This is a genomic window from Alteromonas sp. ABH4_452 (assembly GCF_056311825.1).
On the sequence record NZ_CM149973.1, the window covers coordinates 3520859 to 3541702 of the forward strand.

17 protein-coding genes are annotated in these 20844 nt (G+C 45.1%); 5 read left to right on the forward strand and 12 right to left on the reverse strand.

Annotated features, from left to right (window positions below; translation table 11 throughout):
- Window positions 1-153 precede the first annotated feature (153 nt).
- Complete coding sequence (locus tag ACYX4N_RS15150) at window positions 154-300, reverse strand: hypothetical protein (RefSeq protein ID WP_476054605.1); 147 nt, start codon at window positions 298-300, stop codon at window positions 154-156.
- Window positions 301-544: 244 nt separating this feature from the next.
- On the opposite strand from ACYX4N_RS15150, the gene ACYX4N_RS15155 reads away from it, so the two are divergent.
- Entirely contained in the window at window positions 545-1261 is a 717-nt protein-coding gene (locus ACYX4N_RS15155) for an enoyl-CoA hydratase/isomerase family protein (RefSeq protein WP_476054606.1), read from the forward strand.
- Between the two features lie 88 nt (window positions 1262-1349).
- Here the strand turns inward: ACYX4N_RS15155 and ACYX4N_RS15160 are convergent, their stop codons facing one another.
- From ACYX4N_RS15160 to ACYX4N_RS15185, 6 genes are all read right to left on the reverse strand, one after another.
- Window positions 1350-2000 (reverse strand): trimeric intracellular cation channel family protein, encoded by a 651-nt coding sequence (locus tag ACYX4N_RS15160; RefSeq protein WP_474807912.1) that lies wholly within the window; start codon window positions 1998-2000, stop codon window positions 1350-1352.
- Between the two features lie 129 nt (window positions 2001-2129).
- The gene (gene rplS, locus ACYX4N_RS15165; RefSeq protein WP_024015986.1) at window positions 2130-2489 is read right to left on the reverse strand and encodes a 50S ribosomal protein L19; all 360 of its coding nucleotides are present in this window, start codon (window positions 2487-2489) and stop codon (window positions 2130-2132) included.
- Window positions 2490-2507: 18 nt separating this feature from the next.
- On the reverse strand, window positions 2508-3269 hold the full coding sequence (gene trmD / locus ACYX4N_RS15170) for a tRNA (guanosine(37)-N1)-methyltransferase TrmD (RefSeq protein WP_334057805.1): 762 nt from the start codon (window positions 3267-3269) through the stop codon (window positions 2508-2510).
- The gene (gene rimM, locus ACYX4N_RS15175; protein WP_179982811.1) at window positions 3270-3791 is read right to left on the reverse strand and encodes a ribosome maturation factor RimM; all 522 of its coding nucleotides are present in this window, start codon (window positions 3789-3791) and stop codon (window positions 3270-3272) included. It abuts the gene before it with no gap.
- A 23-nt stretch (window positions 3792-3814) separates the two neighbouring features.
- Complete coding sequence (gene rpsP, locus ACYX4N_RS15180; RefSeq protein ID WP_105931878.1) at window positions 3815-4066, reverse strand: 30S ribosomal protein S16; 252 nt, start codon at window positions 4064-4066, stop codon at window positions 3815-3817.
- Window positions 4067-4280: 214 nt separating this feature from the next.
- The gene (locus ACYX4N_RS15185) at window positions 4281-4955 is read right to left on the reverse strand and encodes a DsbA family protein (RefSeq protein WP_476056457.1); all 675 of its coding nucleotides are present in this window, start codon (window positions 4953-4955) and stop codon (window positions 4281-4283) included.
- Between the two features lie 260 nt (window positions 4956-5215).
- Between ACYX4N_RS15185 and ACYX4N_RS15190 the strand changes: the two genes are divergently transcribed.
- The 3 genes from ACYX4N_RS15190 to ACYX4N_RS15200 all read left to right on the forward strand — a co-directional run bounded on the left by ACYX4N_RS15190 (window position 5216) and on the right by ACYX4N_RS15200 (window position 11340).
- Window positions 5216-7030 (forward strand): ABC transporter transmembrane domain-containing protein, encoded by a 1815-nt coding sequence (locus ACYX4N_RS15190; protein ID WP_476054607.1) that lies wholly within the window; start codon window positions 5216-5218, stop codon window positions 7028-7030.
- A 142-nt stretch (window positions 7031-7172) separates the two neighbouring features.
- Entirely contained in the window at window positions 7173-8231 is a 1059-nt protein-coding gene (locus tag ACYX4N_RS15195) for an efflux RND transporter periplasmic adaptor subunit (RefSeq protein ID WP_476054608.1), read from the forward strand.
- Window positions 8224-11340 (forward strand): efflux RND transporter permease subunit, encoded by a 3117-nt coding sequence (locus tag ACYX4N_RS15200; RefSeq protein WP_476054609.1) that lies wholly within the window; start codon window positions 8224-8226, stop codon window positions 11338-11340. The genes ACYX4N_RS15195 and ACYX4N_RS15200 overlap by 8 nt, the downstream gene beginning before the upstream one ends.
- Window positions 11341-11851: 511 nt before the next feature.
- Here ACYX4N_RS15200 and ACYX4N_RS15205 read toward each other — a convergent pair.
- The 5 genes from ACYX4N_RS15205 to ACYX4N_RS15225 all read right to left on the reverse strand — a co-directional run bounded on the left by ACYX4N_RS15205 (window position 11852) and on the right by ACYX4N_RS15225 (window position 19401).
- Entirely contained in the window at window positions 11852-12943 is a 1092-nt protein-coding gene (locus tag ACYX4N_RS15205) for an alpha/beta hydrolase (protein WP_476054610.1), read from the reverse strand.
- A 34-nt stretch (window positions 12944-12977) separates the two neighbouring features.
- Window positions 12978-13370, reverse strand: a complete 393-nt coding sequence (locus ACYX4N_RS15210) for a TerB family tellurite resistance protein (RefSeq protein ID WP_025254566.1) — start codon at window positions 13368-13370, stop codon at window positions 12978-12980.
- A 462-nt stretch (window positions 13371-13832) separates the two neighbouring features.
- Window positions 13833-15050: a phosphoenolpyruvate carboxylase gene (locus tag ACYX4N_RS15215; RefSeq protein ID WP_474807924.1), complete on the reverse strand. Its 1218-nt coding sequence runs from the start codon at window positions 15048-15050 to the stop codon at window positions 13833-13835.
- Entirely contained in the window at window positions 15047-15682 is a 636-nt protein-coding gene (locus ACYX4N_RS15220) for a condensin complex protein MksE (RefSeq protein WP_014978725.1), read from the reverse strand. The genes ACYX4N_RS15215 and ACYX4N_RS15220 overlap by 4 nt, the downstream gene beginning before the upstream one ends.
- Window positions 15679-19401, reverse strand: a complete 3723-nt coding sequence (locus ACYX4N_RS15225) for an ATP-binding protein (RefSeq protein ID WP_476054611.1) — start codon at window positions 19399-19401, stop codon at window positions 15679-15681. The genes ACYX4N_RS15220 and ACYX4N_RS15225 overlap by 4 nt, the downstream gene beginning before the upstream one ends.
- A gap of 350 nt (window positions 19402-19751) precedes the next feature.
- Here ACYX4N_RS15225 and ACYX4N_RS15230 point away from each other — a divergent pair, with 350 nt between their 5' ends.
- On the forward strand, window positions 19752-20765 hold the full coding sequence (locus ACYX4N_RS15230) for a heparin lyase I family protein (RefSeq protein WP_476054612.1): 1014 nt from the start codon (window positions 19752-19754) through the stop codon (window positions 20763-20765).
- Window positions 20766-20844: the final 79 nt, after the last annotated feature.

Below are 20844 nucleotides of genomic sequence, written 5' to 3' on the forward strand. Positions count from 1 at the left end.
TTTCTTTAACGTCATTGACTTTTTAACAACTTAAGATTAGTAACGCAAGCAATAACGAATAATACTTTAATCTAGGGTAGATTCGAAGCAAATGAGCATGACTAAATGGCAATGCACCACATTTAAAGCTCAAATTTTAATCGGCAGTGAGGTTTAATCCTTTTTACTTTGCTTTCCTAAATTGTAGGCGTCACTCATAAGTACTTCACCAGCCATCGCACTCGATAATACTGCTATTACAAATAACATCTCTCTGGCATTCTCAATACCACTTAAAAAGCTCCAAGCAGCAAACATCACACCGATAATCCCAATTGAGTGGCAATAAATTTAAAATATATTTTCTTCACTTTTGATCCCCGAAGAAGCTAAGCAAGCTTGTGTTACTGATGCACATCTCCGTGCACCTTAAATCTGTGTATCTTAAATTTATGTATTTTAAATTTATTTATCTCAGGTTATTAACGGGCATAAATAAGCTAAATTTCTCATTTATTGGCTAGGTTTTGTATGATTGCCACAAAGAAATAATAACGAGAATATAATGCAAAATATAACCATCACCTATACCGGCGACGTAGCTACATTAACCATGAAAAATGGTGAAAACCGCCATAACCCTGTATTTGCAAAAGAGATGCTTTCAGCTTTAGGTGCTATTAAAAGCAATGAAAGCTGTAAAGCACTGGTGATCACATCAAACGATGAGAAATGCTTTAGCTTAGGCATCGATACCGATTGGCTGATGCCGGCTATGAAAGCGGGTCGCACAGAAGAAATAAAGCAGTTCATGCATGAGATGGACGATGTCTTTAAAACCCTGCTCCTCTACCCGCTTCCTGTTATCGCTGCCATCAATGGTCACGCCTTTGGCAATGGAGCAATTTTGGCGTGTGCTTGCGACTTTAGATTCATGCGCTCAGACAAAGGCTTCTTCTGTTTCCCTGAAGTAGACTTGTCTATTCCTTTTTTACCGGGAATGATTGAGTTTGTTAAAAAGGCGATGCCTTATTATCGGTTTAACGAAATGAAGCTTTCTGGAAGACGGGTTTCTGGTAAAGAGTTAGAGAAAGATCATGTAATAGAGAAGGCATATGATACACAGGAAAGCTTGCTGGAAGGTGCATTGAACTACGCAAAAACCTTTGATAAAAAGCGAGGTATATTTGGTGAGCACAAAAAACGACTGCACAAACATATTATTCACACTATAGACAGCGAAAATAAGCCACTTATTGAGGCGCTTTCTCTTATGGCTTAATTGTCTTTGAGGACGGGTATTACATTTAACAGGGCTATGTAAGCCAAGAGGTTAACATAGCCTTACGCAGTAATTTTTTTATATAAACTCATTTATCGTTAGTGTTTTTTTCTGAAAGCTTCGACGTCCTTTTTCTGAACAAGTCTACATTCACTCCCCAATGAAGTGATGCTATCCGCAGTAAAACGGTTACGCCAACTGAGCCTAAAATACACCAAATATAGGGGATATCTACTGCAAATAGCGCAGCATACGTCAGCCCCCCCGCAAAACAGGCGCTCGCATAGACATCTCCACGCATAACATAAGGCACTTCTCTGCACACCACGTCCCTCATCAAGCCACCAAAGATGCCTGTGGTCATTCCCATGGTTAAAGCGACAATCATCCCTGTACCGCTAATTAAGGCTTTTTCGATACCTATTACGTTAAATATAGCGAGCCCTATGGTATCAATCAGAATGAAGTAGAAATTTGAAGGGGATGGAAAATATCGTATCAATATCACAGTTACGAAGATCGCACTGTAAGTTGCTAGAATGTATTCGGAGGCTTCTACCCAGAATATCGGCTTTCCCAAAAGTAAGTCTCTTAGCGTACCTCCGCCAAGCGCCGTCATAACGCCCACTACCACTATTCCAAAACCGTTAATATTTTTCTCGTGTCCTAGCAGTGCACCTGATATGGCGAAGAAGGCAACACCCATAATGCCTAGCACAATAAAATATTCGGAAGTCATTCTACACTCTATTAAAAAACCTTAATGTATGTAATGGATAGAACAGGAAAAAGATCGAAATTCAGGCACAAAAAAGCCCGCTTGAAGCGGGCTTTTTCGAAGTTAACAATAACGCAAGGATTAGTAATCTTAGTTAAGCTTCTCTTTGATACGTGCAGATTTACCTGAACGCTCACGTAGATAGTAAAGCTTAGCACGACGAACCGCACCGCGACGTTTAACTTCAATTGAAGAAACTGCCGGGCTGTGTGTTTGGAACACACGCTCAACGCCTTCGCCGCTAGAAATTTTACGCACGGTAAAAGACGAGTGCAGACCACGGTTACGCTTAGCGATAACAACACCTTCATATGCCTGAAGACGCTCTTTGTCACCTTCGGTAACGCGAACTTTAACAACTACTGTGTCACCTGGACCAAACGCAGGAACATCAGTCTTTAGCTGTGCTTCTTCGATTTTTTTGATGATATCTTGACTGACTTTGCTCATCATATCCTCTCGTCCTAGTTAACTGTCATCTTGCTGCAGTTGCGCTTGGAATAATTCAAGCAAACGCTGCTGCTCCTCAGTCAGAGCTAGGTGATTTAACAATTCAGGGCGACGCTGCCAGGTTCTACCTAATGATTGCATCAATCGCCACTGCCTAATTTTTTCATGGTCCCCACTTAACAACACATCAGGTACCTTTTGACCATCGAGTATTTCGGGCCGCGTATAGTGCGGACAATCCAAAAGACCGTCAGTGAAAGAATCTTCAACTGCTGAAGCTTTATGCCCCAACACGCCAGGAACTAATCGAGCAACCGCGTCCATAAGGACCATTGCTGGCAGTTCACCGCCGCTTAGCACGTAATCACCAATAGAGACTTCTTCATCTACATGGCTTTCAATTACTCGCTCGTCGATGCCTTCATATCGGCCGCAAATTAAAATTGTGCGGTCAATGTTAGCAAGGCGCTGTACGCCTGCTTGGTCAAGGGGTTTCCCTTGTGGTGATAAGTAGATCACCTTACTTTTTTCGCCACCCACTTTCTTGGCGGCTTGTATCGCGTCAGTTAGCGGTTTTACCATCATCAGCATACCGGGGCCGCCTCCGTAGGGGCGATCGTCTACTGTACGATGGCGATCATGTGTAAAGTCACGGGGGTTGAAGGTGTCAACCGATACCGTTCCAGACTTAACAGCTCGTCCTATCACACCCTGTTGGGTAAAAGGGGCAAACATATCTGGAAACAGGCTAACAACGCCAAACCACTTTTCCGGTGTCACTTAAAACCCCGGGTCCCAGTCAACTTTAATGACCTTCGCTTCTTTATCCACCTCTTGTACGACTTCGTCGAACACAAAAGGTAATAGTCTTTCTTTTTGACCAAAAGCATCGCCTACATTCGCTTTAACGTGGATCACGTCGTTAGCACCTGTATTAAACACTTCTTTCACCACACCCAAGTCGTAACCTTGCGTTGTTACCACTTTCATGCCGGTGAGCTCACGCCAATAAACCCCTTCGTCGCCTAAATCAGGCAGCTGTGAAGCATTTATGTTGATATCCAAGTTTTTGATGCGCTCGGCATCATCTCGACTATCAACGCCCACAATTTTTGCAACGAGGCTTTTACCGTGCGGTCGCCACTGGTCAATTTGGTATTCTTTTTCTTCGCCAAGAAACCATGGCGTGTACTCGAAAATACCTTCTGGCGTTTCTGTATAGCTGTTGATTTTGACCCAACCTTTAACACCGTACGGTGCGCCAATTTTGCCAACAATCACTTTGTCAGACGCTAGACTCATCTATACCACCAGTTAATAACAGCTTACGCTGCAGATTTTTTCGCTTCTTTTACCAAGCTAGAAACGCGATCTGATAAGCTCGCGCCTACGCCAACCCAGTAATCTACACGCTCTAGATCTACGCGAAGACGTTCCGCTTGACCTTGTGCAGTTGGGTTGAAGAAACCGATGTTTTCAATGAAACGACCGTTTCTTGCACGACGGCTATCAGCCACCACTAGTTGATAAAATGGACGCTTTTTCGCGCCACCACGCTGTAAACGAATAGTAACCATAAATGCCTCAAACTCGTTGTAGCGTTACCGTTAACTTAAGCCTTCATTCAGCGACTAAAAATTAGACGCCAATTGGAAGGCCGCCGAATTATACGGATATCACCGTTCAATGCAAGTAAAAGTCTTGTTTAACTTATAATATTTTGTTGGTAATACGCGTTTAGAACAATGCAAAGAAGACACCGTTTAAACCTATCCCATTTTTAAACGACGGTTATAGATGGCGCAAGGTTACACTTGCGTCATTATAGTCGTAGGGAACGTTTTGCCACTGTGCGTTTTTAAGCTCTTGCAACTCTGTCTCTTTTGCCTCGGCAGGTTTGCCGGATTTGAGTATTAAACTGGGGAAACCTTGGGCGCCGATACTACGAGCCATACGCATTTCTTCGTTAAGTTTCTCAACAGTACTTTCACTATTAAGATCTAACTCAAAACGCTTAGCATCAAGCCCTATTTCTTCAGCAAATGCTATCAAGGTATCAAAATCCGAGGGGTTTCTTGCGTTCAAGTAGTACCCTTCTTGAATTGCCTTGATCATTGCTTTCTCTACTATTTTTGCTTCATCACTATCTTTAGCCTGCGCTTTAGCCGCAATAACTGCTCGACACGAAGGATAGGTCGAACGACGAGGCTGACACTTTGTCCAAAAATCATAGTTGAATTGTGTTCCAAGCACACGATCTTGAATAGTTTGCCAATAGCCTGCAATAGTAAGTTTCATTTGTTCCGGCATAGGTAAATCACTATCCGGTGCGAGCCCGCCAAGCAAGTAGACAACCTCAATGTCACTGGGCAAGTCACTTTGTATTTTTTCCCAAGTGGGAACAAACGCCCAGCACCAGCTGCACATGGGGTCGTGCACGTAATATAAAGTTCGCTTCTCTTCCATCATTGTCACCTTTGCTGGCCGCTGTCTAACGAAAACACTTAATTTTTCACGCAAGTTAACGCTACAAATATTTAGCTTTATTAATTTACTGCGTTAATTGTTTAATACTTCACTCAATTCTCATCCCAGCGTAAATACTGCCGCTGTAGTCGCATTGGTTACGTCCAATGTACACGCTTTACCGTATAATCCAATCATCAATGTCAAATGGCGCTCTAGAGACAGCGCTATAAAGAAGTAACGCACGCATCGAGGTAATTTTGACGACACCGCTACCAACCGTATCAACAAAGCAAGTCTTAAAGTGGATTGGCTCACATTTACTTCAATATAAAACAAGAGTTGTAGGCGCTGTCATCGCCCTTTTTACCGCAGCTATCGCATGGCTTTTACTTGGACAAGGCATTAAGTACGCGATAGATAGCGGCTTTATCGAAAACGCTGCCGACACCTTAAACAAAGCTACGGTTATGGTACTTGCCATAACTATCATCGCCTGTTTAGCAACTTATGCGCGCTTTTACTTAATGACTTGGCTTGGCGAACGGGTTAGCGCAGATATTCGAAACCAGGTATATGCGCATCTTCTCTCGCTTCCGCCGTCATTTTTCGCAGAACTTCGAACAGGAGAAGTAATATCTCGATTTACCAGCGATACGACAATCATCCAGACTGTGGTGGGAATGAGTTTGTCGATGACCCTTCGCTCGGTCGTGACTTTTGTTGGTGCACTGGCCCTTATGACCTTTTCCAGTCCCCTTCTTACCTTCTGTGTAATTGTTGCAGTACCCGCGGTGCTGGTTCCTATCAAAGTACTGGCGCCTCAAGTACGCCGTTATGCCAAAGAAAGCCAGGACAAAGTGGCAGATTTGGGTGCACGAATTGATGAAAGTTTACATGAAATTATGACCGTACAGGCCTATACCGCTGAAAATGCTGAGCGCCTGCACTTTTCTAGAAAAGTTGAGCTTGCCATGGATGTAGCCAAAAAGCGTATCCATTACCGTTCATTACTGATTGGCTGCATTATGTGTATCAGCATGACAGCTATTATTTTTATTGCCTGGGTAGGCGCAAGGCAAGTACTTGACGGAACTATGACAGTAGGCGAGCTTTCTGCCTTTCTTTTCTATGCCGTTATGGCCGGTGGCAGTGTGGCTACCATTAGTGAAGTCATAGGCGAAGTACAGCGTGGTGTGGGGGCGAGCGAGCGTTTATACGAACTGTTTACTACTGAGTCAGCTATTAAACCTGTATCAGATGAGGTAAACAAAATTACCGAGCCTAAGCACACAGTAGAATCTAACGTCAAAGAGGTTGAAAATAAGGTTTCAATTTCCAAGGCTGCCCCTCGAATTCAGTTGGACAAAGTTTCCTTTGCATATCCAGATAGTAAACCTTTGTTTGATAACTTGGACATTGATATAAAAGCTGGAGAACGCCTTGCTTTAGTTGGCGCGAGTGGCGCAGGTAAAACCACCCTCTTTCAATTGCTAATGCGTTTTTACGACCCAAGTAGCGGGCAAATTCTGTTTAACGGGATGCCTATTAATAAAATGCCCGTTAATGTACTGAGGCAGCATATTGCGATTGTCACTCAAGAGCCCGTAGTATTTGCAGATACCGTAATGGAGAACATTCGTTACGGCAGCCCTGAAGCCTCCGATGAAGCCGTTGTAAATGCGGCAAAGCAAGCCTTTGCTCACGAATTTATTGATAGCCTTGATGAACGTTATAGCACCCAGTTAGGCGAAAGGGGCGTGAAGCTTTCTGGTGGGCAAAAACAGCGTATTGCTATAGCGCGCGCTATTTTAGCCGACCGACCAATTTTACTGCTCGATGAAGCGACGAGCGCGCTTGATGCTATGAGTGAGCGTATGGTTCAGCAAGCGATAGATAGACTAATGGTAGGCAAAACGAGCATTGTCATTGCCCATCGTTTAGCCACGGTACAGCATGCAGACCGTATTCTGGTCATGGATAAAGGTCAGGTTGTAGGAAGTGGCAATCACGCTACTTTGATGAAAAGCGATACCCTGTACAGGGAATACGCTGAACTGCAATTGCTTAGCTGAACCGCCTGTGTTGCTATACGGTACAAACAATTAGGTTAACCAATCGGCTATTAAACATCCGTTTTGGTCATACAAAAATAAAGGGTTTACCGCTCTCTAGAGCGACGAGCAGAGTAAACTTAACTAACGCTACGGGTTTAAAATGAAATATTCAGTCTATGATGCATTTAAGACATGGACACGTCTTTGTGCTCTTTTTTTAGTGATGTTACCAACTGCGAACGCGCAGTTTATGGGAGATAGACAAGCGAAGCTTGTTGTGACCAAGCCCATTCAATTTATGAACGAAACACGAAAAGTAGAAGCTGTTGGCAGTGCTGAAGCCGTGCGCTCTATTGTGTTATATCCTGCCGTTTCTGATGAAGTAACAGAAATCAACTTCGTACCGGGCCAATCGGTGGAGAAAGGTAAGGTACTGGTTCGCCTTGACGATAGACGACAACAAACTGCATTAAAGCGCGCTAAGCTTACTCTAGAAGACGCCCAGCGCACGGTAGAGCGCTTAGCCTCAAGCTATAAGCAAGGTGCAGTGCCCGTTAGCGAACTAGACCTAGCACGCACTCAGCGTGATCTTGCTGAGGTCGCATTAGAAGAAGCGAAAGCAGATTTAGAAGACAGGCATATTGTCGCGCCTTTTGACGGCATTGTTGGAATTACTGACGTAGAGGTAGGCGATCGGATTAACGAACAAACGGTTATCACCACGCTCGATAATAGAAGCAAGCTTTTTATCAATTTCAAAGCCCCTGAAGCCGCCCTTCCTGTTTTGCTCAATGCGCCGAACGTCACACTTGAACCTTGGAGCGATAAAGAACAACTGGTGAAAGCCGAAATAGCGCAGGTCGATTCTCGTATTAATGAAGCTGACCGCACCCTTCGTGCTCGCGCACTTTTAGATAACTCATCTGATAAATTCCGTCCGGGTATGAGTTTTAGAGTTAACTTAAGCATTGAAGGTGATCGCTACGCTGCCGTGCCTGAAGCCGCGTTACTGTGGGGAGCAACCGGTGCGTATATTTGGCTTGCTGAAGACGGGAAAGCCAAACGTGTGGATGTAAGTGTCCATCAGCGTTTAAGAGGAACTATTCTAGTATCTGGCAATATTAAAGAAGGCGACGCATTAATTTCAGAAGGCGTACAGCGCTTACGTACAGGCCAAGAAATTACTACTGAATTGGCCGGAGGGCCTCAAGGTGAGTGATCCAAATCTATCGTCTACAGTTAGTGATCTTCCCTCACTCTCAATAAGACGCCCAGTTTTAATTGTTGTTCTCAATCTGCTTATTGCCATTGCAGGCCTTGCCGCTTTAAGCGGACTTGAGGTTCGAGAACTCCCCGATGTTGATACCCCTCGCGTTACGGTTACAGCGCAATTTCCCGGCGCTTCCCCTGAAACCGTGGATGCGGAAGTTACTGGCCGACTGGAAGGTGCAGTTGCCCGCGTTAGCGGTGTGAAAAACATATACGCGCAAAGCGAAGAAAACTCTGCCCGCGTACGTGTAGAGTTTCGCCCTGGCGTCAACTTAGAAGATGCCGCCAATGAAGTGCGTGAATCTGTAAGTCGCGTACAGCGTCAACTTCCTGAGGACGTAGAGCAAGTGGCAATCATTCGCGCAGACAGCGATGCTCAAGCGGTAGTTAGCCTTGCTATCTCCAGTGATACCCTGGATATGGAAACACTCACCGAGCGCGTCGATACAGACGTAGCGCCTTTGTTTCTCAGCATTCCCGGTGTTGCGGATGTTACCCTAAACGGCGATAGAGAACGTGTCTTGCGCGTATCCGTTGACCCGCTTCGCCTTACCAGCTTTAGTCTTTCCATGAGTGATATAGCCGACGCCCTATCGCTCGCGCCTTTTGATGTTCCCGCAGGCAGTATACAGTCGGCAGAACAGGCGCTTATTGTGCGAGCTGATGCAACGTCAGTCTCGGCAGAAGATGTTGGCAATATTGTTGTAAGTGGTGATATTCGCATTAATGATGTCGCCAGTGTTTACTTTGGCCCCGCCGATACCACCAGCGTGGTTCGCTTAGACGGCACACCTGTTATCGGTGTAGGTGTCATTCGACAAGCTAGCTCTAATACCATAGAAATTTCTGATGAAGTGCTCGCCATGGTCAAAGACCTAGACAAGCGCTTTACCGATATGAACATCACGGTAACGGCAGACGACGCGGAGTTTATTAGAGATTCTGTGAAAGAAGTTGTGATATCGCTTAGCCTTACCGTCGCTTTAGTGGTGGTGACGTTACTGGTATTTATTGGTTCATGGCGCGCGACAATTGTTCCGGCGCTTTCTATTCCTGTATCGCTAGCGGGTGCCTTGGCAATTATTTGGGGCATGGGGTTTTCAATTAATATCCTTACCCTGCTCGCCCTTGTTTTAGCCACGGGTATGATTGTGGACGATGCGATTGTTGTTTCTGAAAATATTCAGCGTCGCAGAAGTATGGGGTTAGGTGCTCGTGCTGCTGCCGTAATCGGCACACGTGAAGTATTTTTTGCCGTAGTGGCAACCACCGCAGTACTTGCCTCTGTATTTATTCCCATTGCATTCCTTCCTTCAACCGCTGGGCGTTTGTTTAGAGAGTTTGGAGGGGTATTAGCAGGCGCTGTTGTTATCTCCTCTTTTGTTGCACTTTCCTTGGTACCTGCGCTTACCGCACGCCTAAAAGTAAAAGAAACAAAAAGCGATGGCTTGTTTAGTAAAACCTTTGGACGCTTTGGTAATGCGTGCCTTGGTGTATATCAAGCTTCACTGCTAAAAGCCCTTAAGTATGGCTGGGTAGTGGGCATACTTAGCCTAGCCGCTGGCGGTGGCGCTTATATATTGTCACAAAATATCGATAATGAGCTTTTGCCAAGCGAAGACAGAGGCACAATTCGGATATTTGCCCGCGGCCCTGATGGCGCTGGGCTGAACTTTATGGATAGACAAGCAGAAAAAATGGAAGAGCTGCTGCTTCCTTATGTTGAAAACGGCACCATAGATTCGATTTACACGGTAGTTGGCTCATGGGATCCGAACATTGTATTTATTACCGCACCGCTTAAGCATTGGGATGAACGTGACAAATCACTTCAAGATGTCGTCAACGAAATTCGTCCTAAGCTTCAGCAGATACCTGGTGCACCTGGAAACGCTTTTGGAGGCAATAGCCTTAACTTGCGCGGTCAAGGTGGCGGTTTGGAGATTGCGCTTACCGGTGATACCTATGAAAACATATTTCTAGCAGCGCAAAACTTTTCCCGTCAGCTTGAAGAAAAGCTGCCTGAGCTTGGCAGACCCAGAATAAGCTACGACCCTACCCAACCACAAATGCGCGTTAATATAGACCGCCGTCGTGCAGAGGAGCTGGGCGTGCCGCTTACCGACATCGCCAGTACGCTGCGCGCTGCCGTTAATGGCGATGACATTGCCGATTTGAACGTCGGCGATCAGGCCATTCCTATTATGCTGCAAACTAATAATCGCAGTACGCTAGACCCGTCAGAGCTTACCAGCCTGTATGTAAAAAGCGTTGATGGAAATTTAGTACCGCTTTCTAGTGTGGCATTTATTAGCGAAGAAGGCGTTGCTGCTGAACTAGAACGTCAAGCCCAGCGACGAGCAATAAAAGTAGAAATGGAGTTACCAGAAGATGTGGCACTTAGTGAAGTAGTAGATCAAATACGCACGCTAGCACTTGATACTTTGCCCGATGGCATCGGATTGGTCTTTTTAGGTGAAGCACAAACCTTTGAAGAAACGTCCAAACAGGTCGCGCTTACCTATATTTTAGCGTTTGTCATCGTTTTGCTTGTGCTAGCGGCACAGTTTGAAAGTGTGAATAGCGCCGTTGTTGTTATGCTTACCGTGCCCTTTGGTATTGCAGCTGCGGTCTACGCGCTGTTTTTAACCGGCACTAGTATTAACATATACTCGCAAATCGGACTAGTTATGTTAATTGGCCTACTTGCCAAAAATGCCATTCTACTGATTGAGTTTGCCGACCAGCTTCGCGATAAAGGGTTTGATATCTATGACGCTATTGTTGAGGCTGGCAAGGTGCGTTTACGCCCCATTATGATGACCTTGGTATCTACAATTCTAGGTGGCCTGCCGTTGATACTATCAACAGGAGCAGGTGCTGAAGCACGCAATGCGATTGGTTGGGTGGTGTTTGGCGGACTAGGTATTGCAGTGGTATTTACTCTTTACCTTACGCCTGTACTTTACCTAGCACTAGCACGCTTTACCAAACCTCGTGCAGATGAAAGCGCTAAGCTTGAAAGAGAGATGGAAGAAGCGAACGCACAGCACTCTTAGAAGGTTCCCGCTTAGGTAGGCGCAGTGCCTATTTAAGCGGTGCGTAATGTTTGCACCATGTTTACGTACTTGAGTTGTATTTAAACCCTTTTCAAACCGATAATAAATAGTCGCTTTGCCAGTCAGGGAGCGTTAAGAAATAAAAGAGACACCTCAGCCACGGGCGTAGTAACAAACACAATTGTTATTACGCATTGGCTTAGGCGTTTTTAGTTGAAATACTGCAGAAATACGAAAGACAAATAAATCGCGTTATGAGGACTAAACTTCTTACTAGGTCTTACAAAAAGCTTTAACTTTAGTCTTGCCTGTAAAGGCCAGAAGCTGATCTACCATCCTCTCGAAGTAAGGGTTATACGTGAGCCTTGCATACACTCTTTCTTCTTTATCACTGCTAAGCCTGTTGTTTTCGACCTCTGGTTCAAATCCCCAAGGTCCATACCATACTTCTTCCCCTGCTTTGCAGCGCGCTTCAGCATCACTCCCTTGGCCGTTGTCACAAATGCGAAACCTACTTTTCCGTTCCATACAAGGAGTTATGCTCAGAAAAAAGTGTACTCATATGAGAAGCCGCACTAATTCGCTTCTCGGGTAAGTTCATGGTTTGCATGATGAGTGTATTATCAGGCACTTCAGGTTTCTTCTCTCCCTGCCACAATAGACACTTACGCGGATGAATGAAATTATCTCTAAATTGTTCAGCAATATTTTTGGTATCAACCACGCTGTCTTTTTCGGCCACCACCATTAGCACAGGAAGGTTCAAAGTTCGCTTTCCTTCTGATTGAGAAAACAACTCTTGAAGCACGTTTACGCTTTCCTGATAGGCAGCGAATCCGGGCATAGCGGTGGAATTATAACGGCTGGGGTTATCTTCCTCTTCTACATTAGGCCAAGGAAACAATGAATCAATATAAGGCGCCAAGCGCGACACAAAAAAGCGTGACTTAAAGGCTGGTGAAAAATGCATTAGCCCCCTAATATCAAACTCTTCAGCCATAGAAAAACTTGCAATAGTGGTTAAATTTGCCCCCGTTGAGAAGCCCCCAATGTAGAGGTTATCTACTTCTTCAGAGAACAGCTTTATGTGATGATTGGTTTCAGCCTGCCACTGTTCATAGTTAACGTTTAGCATGTCCCCTGGCTTTGAGCCATGCCCAGGTAGCAAGATGGTTCTTACATGTATGCCTTCATCACACAAGGCGTTTGCCACATCGCGAAAGAAATAAGGTGAATCGCCAAGGCCATGAACCAATAACACTCCGATGGCGCGGTATTGTGTGCCACATTCAAAAGGCATGTTCATGGCAATTTCTTGCGTTTTGTTGTCGGATATAAATGCCCTGTGCTTTAAAAGGTAGCCCTCAACGTCTTTTAAATAATCGTCGAAGGGTTGCACACCGACTGGGAACGCTTGGGTACTTGCCTTAAATTGAGACGCGCTGACTTGAGACGCACTTACTTGAGAGCTGGGGGATGAATAGCACCCGCTCAACACGAACAACGAGAAAGAAGCAGCACATAAATATGCTGCTTTCATTGAGTGTTCTTGTATTTCTGGACGCACTTTGGAGCGCGTTAGCTGGCGCAACTTTTTTCGCATTAGTTAGAAAGACACCTACGATGCTTTAAAGCAATTATTGCAATGTATCTTTGCCTGAAACTAATGCCTTGGCGAGTAATTTATGAGTAAGTAATGATAGAAGCTCGGTTTCTTCTTCACTTCGCTCACCATCTACACCGGTAATCGCCATAGCCACCTCTAACGTTTTGTCTGCGTCAAACGATAGGTCATTTTTGAGGCTTTTTAAAAAAGTGACAGTATCGCCGGTGTCGATGGCCTTTCGGGCTTGATAAATAGTGTCGTTTAGAAATGCTTCGCGACAGATTGGGCTTTGCCAATCTAACGATTCAACCATAGCATTCAGGTAGTCTTGTTCAGTCAATGTTACCATTCCATCGACTTGATAAAGTAAAACTGAAAGCTTGATAAGGGCTTGGTTAAAACTTTGTTGTTCTGATAATTGCATAACTCTCTTCCTCTTCGTACTGTACGCAGCAGTACCACAACATGCTCTGCATCCTAGCAGTAGCGAAAATTTTCTGTGCCTACATCGAGCTATTAAACATCGAAAGCATTAAAGCGCTTATTGACTGCTTTTAAGACCTGCCAACCTTTACTTTGGTTCCAAAGGCTACAGGACTAACAATGTAGACCGCTCGATTGACGGTAACATTACGCAGCGATGAAGCTTTTAGTTCACGATGTTAAATAAGTGTAAACACTTATTGCATTATAGGACTTTTTTGGCAGGTTCCAAGTGGTAGTCATCGCAAAATACGAAGGGCTTTTGTGGAGTATTGAATTGAACGAATATTGAAGTTGTCTTTGATTCTCTGCAAATCACAGCTAAACAAAAAGTCTGGCACGCTCTTGATTTGCGAAGGCCAGACTTAATTCGACGAGATTTAGGTGCGCACAAAATTCGGCATCAACGCAGGCCCAACGTGATGTCATTTATATAGAAGTTACCTGTATAGATTTTATCGTTATTACCATGAGATTCTAATGCAAAAAACTGCTTATCTTCATCGTTTAGGGCTTGATACCCACCAATTACCTGATAAATCCATACCTCAGGGTCAAAGTCTAAAGCGTGCTCTTCAAAATAATTCAGTGCCGTTTTAGGCTGGCCTGAATCAATCACCTCACAGAAATAGGCTTCAACTGCCTGCTGAAGGGGATCTTTTTCTAGCGACAGAGTGGATTGCTCGGTCACATCAATGTCAACAGGCTTAGTATCTTCGTGCTGAGACTGGCGTTTGTGTACATGAGTCAACGACGACACAATACTTTGATAATCAGCTTCATGCTCAACGTTATTCACATCAGGCGCTGCGTTGGCAATAATCGAATCTGATTGATTAAACAATACTGGCACATTGGTTAGATTAGCATAGTTACCCGGCGCGAAATCAGGCTGCTGCTCCATGTGTAGCAAAAACCCTTTAAGTAACCGTGTACGACCTTGAAACTCTCTAAACCGGCCTAATAGGTCTAATAAACGCGCTTGTACTACAGATAGCTCTTGTGCGGCTTTAGAAAAGCGCTGCTGGAGTGATACTACCAATAAATGGCGTAGCTCGCGGTTAGACCCAGCCAGTTCACTTAATTCATCGAAGCGGAAACACTCAAGCTGAGCGAGCAAATCCGTTACCTGCCCCTGCGCTAGCTCGTTTTCGCGAATTTTAGCTTCAACCGACGACACATAACCGAATTCATTGTTAATACGGCCGAACATCACACGTACACTGTTACTTAGTGATTCAGAAAGCTGATAGACGTGTTCTGTTAAATCCCCCATGTGGGCTGCTGCTTCATTATATTTATTGTAGTGAAGCGCTTCTTTATAATGCTCGGTTAACGTTTTAAGACTAGCCAGCGACGCACCGATATTCGCATTAATTGTACGGTTACGTTCGTCTTGCAAGCTTCCTTCTAGAAGCGTTCTTACCGCGCTCTTTAAGCGCAATTCACTTTGCGCTTCGGGACGCCATAAGACGCCCAATTGAACGAGCTGCTCCAATACCTTTGGGCTGTGGTCGCGCTCTTTCACTGAACCATTAACATACGCCTGCATAATAAGGTCGCTGTGACGCCCCAGTGCATTTAATAGTTTGGTCCCCGCTTGAATTAAAACCTGGCTCATATCAAGCTACCTTGCGAAATAGCGGCCTCCGCCTGCTCAGACAAACTCAGCGCTTCGGTTTCGTCGATAAAGCGCAGCATTTCGTAAAGGTGTTCTATCTTACCTGTGCCCAAATAGATTTGTTTATCCGGGTTAGGTTTAATCAGGTAACCCATTTCTGTTAAGCGTTTAAAAACCTGCTTTAGCTGTCCATCTAAGTTCACGCTGGTAGAGCCGAACATACGATAGCGCGAAATTTTCTCTAGTTGCTCTGCATAGGCCGGCGTGTCTTCAATAGTTGTTTGCAGCTCGTTCAAACGAATAGCGCTGCCCATGGTTATTGGCATGTCAGATTCATTTGCTTGTTGAACTAGTAATAACCACTCTACCAAAGGCACTAGATTAGACGCTGTATCTTGAAACTGCTGGGTTAGTACTTTACGTTCGTTTTCACCTATGGTGAGAAAGCTAGCAAAGAAAACATCACCTTCTGCGGTAGTTGAGAGTGTGCGGTTCAGCAATGCTAAGTGAGGCTCTAGCTGTGCAGCGTTATCTCTTGATTTAAGAAAACGCCACGCCTCTTCATCGGTCACCTGACAAATAAACGCGCCTTGTAAAAGTGCACTTAGTACACGGCCTTGTTCTGTCATCATGCTGAAGTCTCCTTGCCTGCTACTTCACTGTTCTTTTCAGCTTCTTTTTTTAGTTTTATGCGTGCGCCTATCGAACTTGCTTTCGGTTGAACTACCTGCAATTGGCGAGTTACTTTATCTATCAAGTAGCGGTTTTCGAATAGCGTCAATACTTCCGATTCTGGATTCGGGAATGCACCCACTACACTAATGTTATTGTTTTGACACGCTTCAAAGATTTTCTTCACGTTGTTTTGGTGAAGTGTACCTAATTCATCAATAGGCCAATGCACGGTGGCGTCGGCATCGCCGCGCAGCAGACGGGTAAAGGCAAGTAAAAATTTACACAGAATAAGGTAGGCCATACCGTGGCTTGACGATTCGTTAAGCTGGCGGTCGGTACGGATAACAAGGTCGCTGTTCCCTTCACGCAGGTGAAGCTCGATATCAAGTAGCTTGCTGATACCGCCGGTAAGCGCCGCACGACCAAGAATATCCAATACTCGACGCATACTTTGCCCGTATTCTTCTTCCGGTAGCTCGTTTGCTCCCTCTTCCATCCAGTGTTCGTAAAGCTTTCTAAATTGCTCAAGTTCTGGCCAAAATTCGAGTTCGCTAATACGTGAACGAATTTTAACGGCCGAGTCTGATACACCATCAAGGGAAAGATCGCCGTCTACCTCTTGGGTAATGCGGCGGCTTTGCGACACAATGCGTTTATCGATATCGGCAAGAACAAAATAGTATTGCGAAAGATCAGCACCGAATATACGGCCTTGTTCACGTAAGCCTTGCAGCTTTTGCGGAACAATCACGTTCAGAAGCTGTGCAAGGTGCGACACCATGCGGCGGTGATCAAAGCTCTTCACGCCGTGGGCGTTCAGCGTAGCGCACTCTTCACGGGCGCGCTCCCAGGTGTCGGATAAACCTGTACCTGCTTGCGCTGCTATAAGCTGATCAAACCTTTCTACATAAGCTCGTACATCGCTCAATAAGTTTTCACGTTCCTGAAGCTGGCTTTGTACTTCTGAGATACGTTGACCAATACTGACATCGTCATGCTTAATTTCAGCCGTTTCATCACCAGCCTGAAGCGTAAGCTTGGCAAGTGATTTACTTAAGGTTTTAACCTGTTCTAGGTGCTCACTGGCAGTTTTAAGCGTAGTTTCAAGCTGCCCATGCTGTTCTTGAAGCTGTTCGCGATTAGCTTTATAGGTAGCTTGTTTGCTGGCTAAATTACGCTCAGATTCGCCCAGTAACTTGCGCGACTTAGACAAACCTTCTTGCCATACCACTTTTTGCTTGGTAAACACGTTAGTGTACCAACGTTCATAGTCGGCTACTTTATGACGGTGGGTTTCAGTGCGCGTAATGTCTTCTTTAAGCTTATTGATTTGCTTTTTAAGCTGACCTATTTCATCAACATCCACACCGCGATTGCTCAATTCGCTTTCCAGCCAATCCTGCATATCTTTTCGGTCTTGAGCAGCACTGTCCTTCGCTTTTCGCATATCGCTATCAAGCTGAGAAATCCGCGCTTCACTATCAGCGATGAGCTGCTGCCAATGGAACTTGTGCTCAGTTTCGGCTTCACGCTGCTGATCTTTGATTTCGTCTCGGCTAAGCTCAAACTGAGCTTTTGCTTGCTTTTGAGACTGCTGATTCGCTTCAAGCTTAGTTTTGGCTTTTTGCTTACGTGCAGAAAGCGCCTGCTGATATTCGCTAAGTACCGTATCGCGGTCTTGCTGTGCACGTTTACGGCTGGCTTCGGCACTTTTAACGGCGTTGTCTTTTTGGGTAACCACAAGCTCGGCGTTGCGCACGTCTTCGTTGGCTTTCGCTAGGCGCTGCTCACATTCGTTTTGGGCGGCTAGAGCAGCGGCCTGACGAATTTCAGCTTCTTGCAATTGCTGCTTAAGGGCTTGCTCGGTAAAGGCATAGTCTGGGGTGTCAAGTTCAGTAAGTGCTAACTTAACGCCCATAAAGGTATCGCTGGCATCTTGTGCATCCTTTGCCATAGCAGGCGCTAAATCAGTGCGTTCTAGTAGCTCAGGGCGAACAACTTTACCTAAGGATAACTCCCAGTCATCGACGTTGGCGCGCAAGAACTCAAGTAGCGAGCCTTCGCCAGGGTAAAGAAGCGCATTAATTTTGTTAACCGCTTTTTCTTCTTGTTGAAAGGCGTTGCGTGCTTTATCTAACGCATTTGAACATTCTTTACGAAACTCAACTGATTTGCTGTGCGCCTGCTGCGCTTGTCGCAGTTCACCGCGCGCTGCATCTTCATTGATAGATGCTTCTTTAATGGCCGCATCAAGAATATCGAGTTGAGATTGTTCAAACTCGTTGTAGCCTGCATTACTCAATGAAGCTTTCAGTTCAGCTTCCGCGACTTTTAGCTCATTTAAACTATTTTGGTAGTCGTTCTGAAGCGCACTTAGCTGACTATTGTAGTCGCTCTGAATGCGGCTTAACGCCTCACGCTCGCTCTGCTGCTGCTCAGCTTTATTTTCTGCGGCTTCTTGGCGTGCGGCTGACATTTCTTCTAGAGTAATTGACAGCTTTTCACCTAGCTCAGCCAAGCGCTTGTTGTAGGCCGACTCAATATCTTGGTGTTTTTCAGTAAGCAGTACATAGCGACTATCGGCCATGGCTTTTTCATTTTGCCACTGCGACAAATTTGCGACGTCTTCTTTAAGCTGCTCAATATTTTCGTCTTGCCACTTATCGAATTCACGCTCTACCGTATCAAGTTCACTGGTGAACTTCTCAACATCAGCGCGAGCAGAAGAAATTACCTGGTTTAGGTGATCACGGGTATCACCCCACTCGCTGTCCGTTTGTTTGCGCTGGAAGCTATTCTCATCCAATTCATTTTTCGTTGTTTCAACGCGCGCAGCCAAGTAGGTCTTATCAAGCTCGAAGCTATGCTTAAGGTTAGCAAGCACTTGCTCAGTGCTCGTTAGCGCCATGTCCGCTTGCTCGAGTTTAGAAAACTCAGGACGAATTTTGTCGAATTGTTTAATTAAGTGACATTCTTTAATCCAGTCATCAACCCGATGGCGGCTAAGGCCTGAAGTAGGCGGCGTAACCCCATCCTCTTCTAAAATAGCGGCAATCATGGCTTTAATGGTTTCCATCTTGCCTTCTTTAGAGTGCACCGCTTTAGCCAGTTTCTCGATGTGGCGCATGTGTTTCGACGGTTCGCAAAGGCTGAAGATTTTGGCGTAGCCTAATAGCTCACGGGCATTGTTACTCTGGTTAAGCACACCGTGGTCGTTTTGAATGATGGCGCGGAAGTCTTTGGTATTAAGTAAGCTGGTTACCAATATGTTGTTGCGCTTCATGGCACGTGCAAGCTCGGCGCTGCTTACACTGGCGTGTTTGCCGTTCTTTTGCTCTATTAAATAATCACTGATTTCAAATGGCTTACCGATTAAACGATAATTGACGCCGGTTCCGTTTGAGCTTAATACAGCTTGGCATAGGTCGCCTTCAGCGCGTGTATATTCATAGATAATAAAGCTAGATAAACGCGGTAAGTACCAGCGTTCAAAGCTGTCACGGGTTGCTGGTACCACACGACTAGGGTATTCGCCGTAAAACACGGGTATAAGTCGCTGAAGCGTGGTTTTACCCGACGCATTGGTACCACAAATATTGGTGTGTCCATCAAGCTTTAGTTCGACTACGCCTGGTAAATGCGTGTCGATAAGAATAATACGTTTTAAGCCTGCCATAGTGTTCCTGTATCAATAACTCTGCTGTGTGAATCCTCACACAGCACAAAATTGTGCCTGCTTTGATATACAAAAAAGCGGTATATCGAATAGAAGCCGCGCACATGCGCACGATGTAGCCCGTCAGTGTATTATGAATTCACGAATTTGCACAGATGCGCAATGATTTGTTGGTTACAAAGCACGCTATGGCGCAAGAATCATTTGATGTTTCTCTTTATCGAGGTTTGCGCCGCTTCGAATTAAAAATAAAATTTCAATAATTTTTCTAACTAGATTAACTTTTGCACTTGCTGGTTAACCAATTTTAAAACATCTTATTAACCAATAATAAACATTTGGTAAAAACCGTGTCTACAAACAACGAAAACGCCCTACAAGAAACCCTAAAAGTACTTTTCTACTTCTTTTTAATTGCATTGGTGATAACAGCGGTATCGGCCTGTGGAAGTAGCTCTATGAGTGATACAACTTCTCAACCTGTGGCTGTACCTGATTCTCAAGGTGGTGGAGAAACGCCCACTGAAGAGCAAGCAGAGTTTACCCTAAAGTCTGAAATCATGTTGAGCGCCACGGGCGCTGCCAGCGCTAGCGAAACCTACGCATCAATAGAAAGCGTGTTTGGAGAAGGCAGCATAGAAGCCCCCGACTTATTCGCTGGTGACCATACTTCTACGCCGCATATTTTAGAGGAAACCGATAGCGTTGTAGGCCCCCACTTTGTGTTTTTAGCCCACCGAGATGAGGACTTCAACAAAGGTGTTCAGTCGGACCGTCAGCGCAACGAAATAAAAACCTATGACAAAAGCGATGTCGAAGTACTCGGGTTTGAAGGAGAAACCATGCAGTTTGAATGGTATTTCTATGTTGACAGCGATATGTCTTTAACGAGCAGGTTTAGCCACTTCTTTCAGCTTAAAGCGCGAAATGACAGTGAAGACAACAGTAACGGTAACGACGATCAGCCCGTCATTACCCTTTCTGCTGTTGAAAAAGACAGCTCAGGCAAAGAACTACAAGTAAGACACAGTGTAGGGTTTAACTCTGACGGTTCTCGCACCAGTGATGTTTATTTAGTTCGAGCAAACTGGAGCGATATCGCCGATGAGTGGGTTAAGGTATTTGTGCAAGCAACCTTTGCCGAAGAAGGCGACTTCATCTTGCAAATAACCCGCGTTCGTGACGACGCGACTATAGTCGACATTAACGAAACAGATATCGATATGTGGCGAGGTGTATCTGACGAGGACTTTATCCGCCCTAAGTGGGGTATCTACCGCTCTACCGCTGAAATAGATAAATTACGCCAGCAAGAAGAACGAGTGAAGTTTGCTGACTTCGTTATTAGAAAAGGTACGCTTTGATTTGCAATTGAAGCTACTCAATCGATGTTTTCACTTTAAGGGATACTGGGAGTAGTCGAAAGACGTTTTTAAAGGTTCT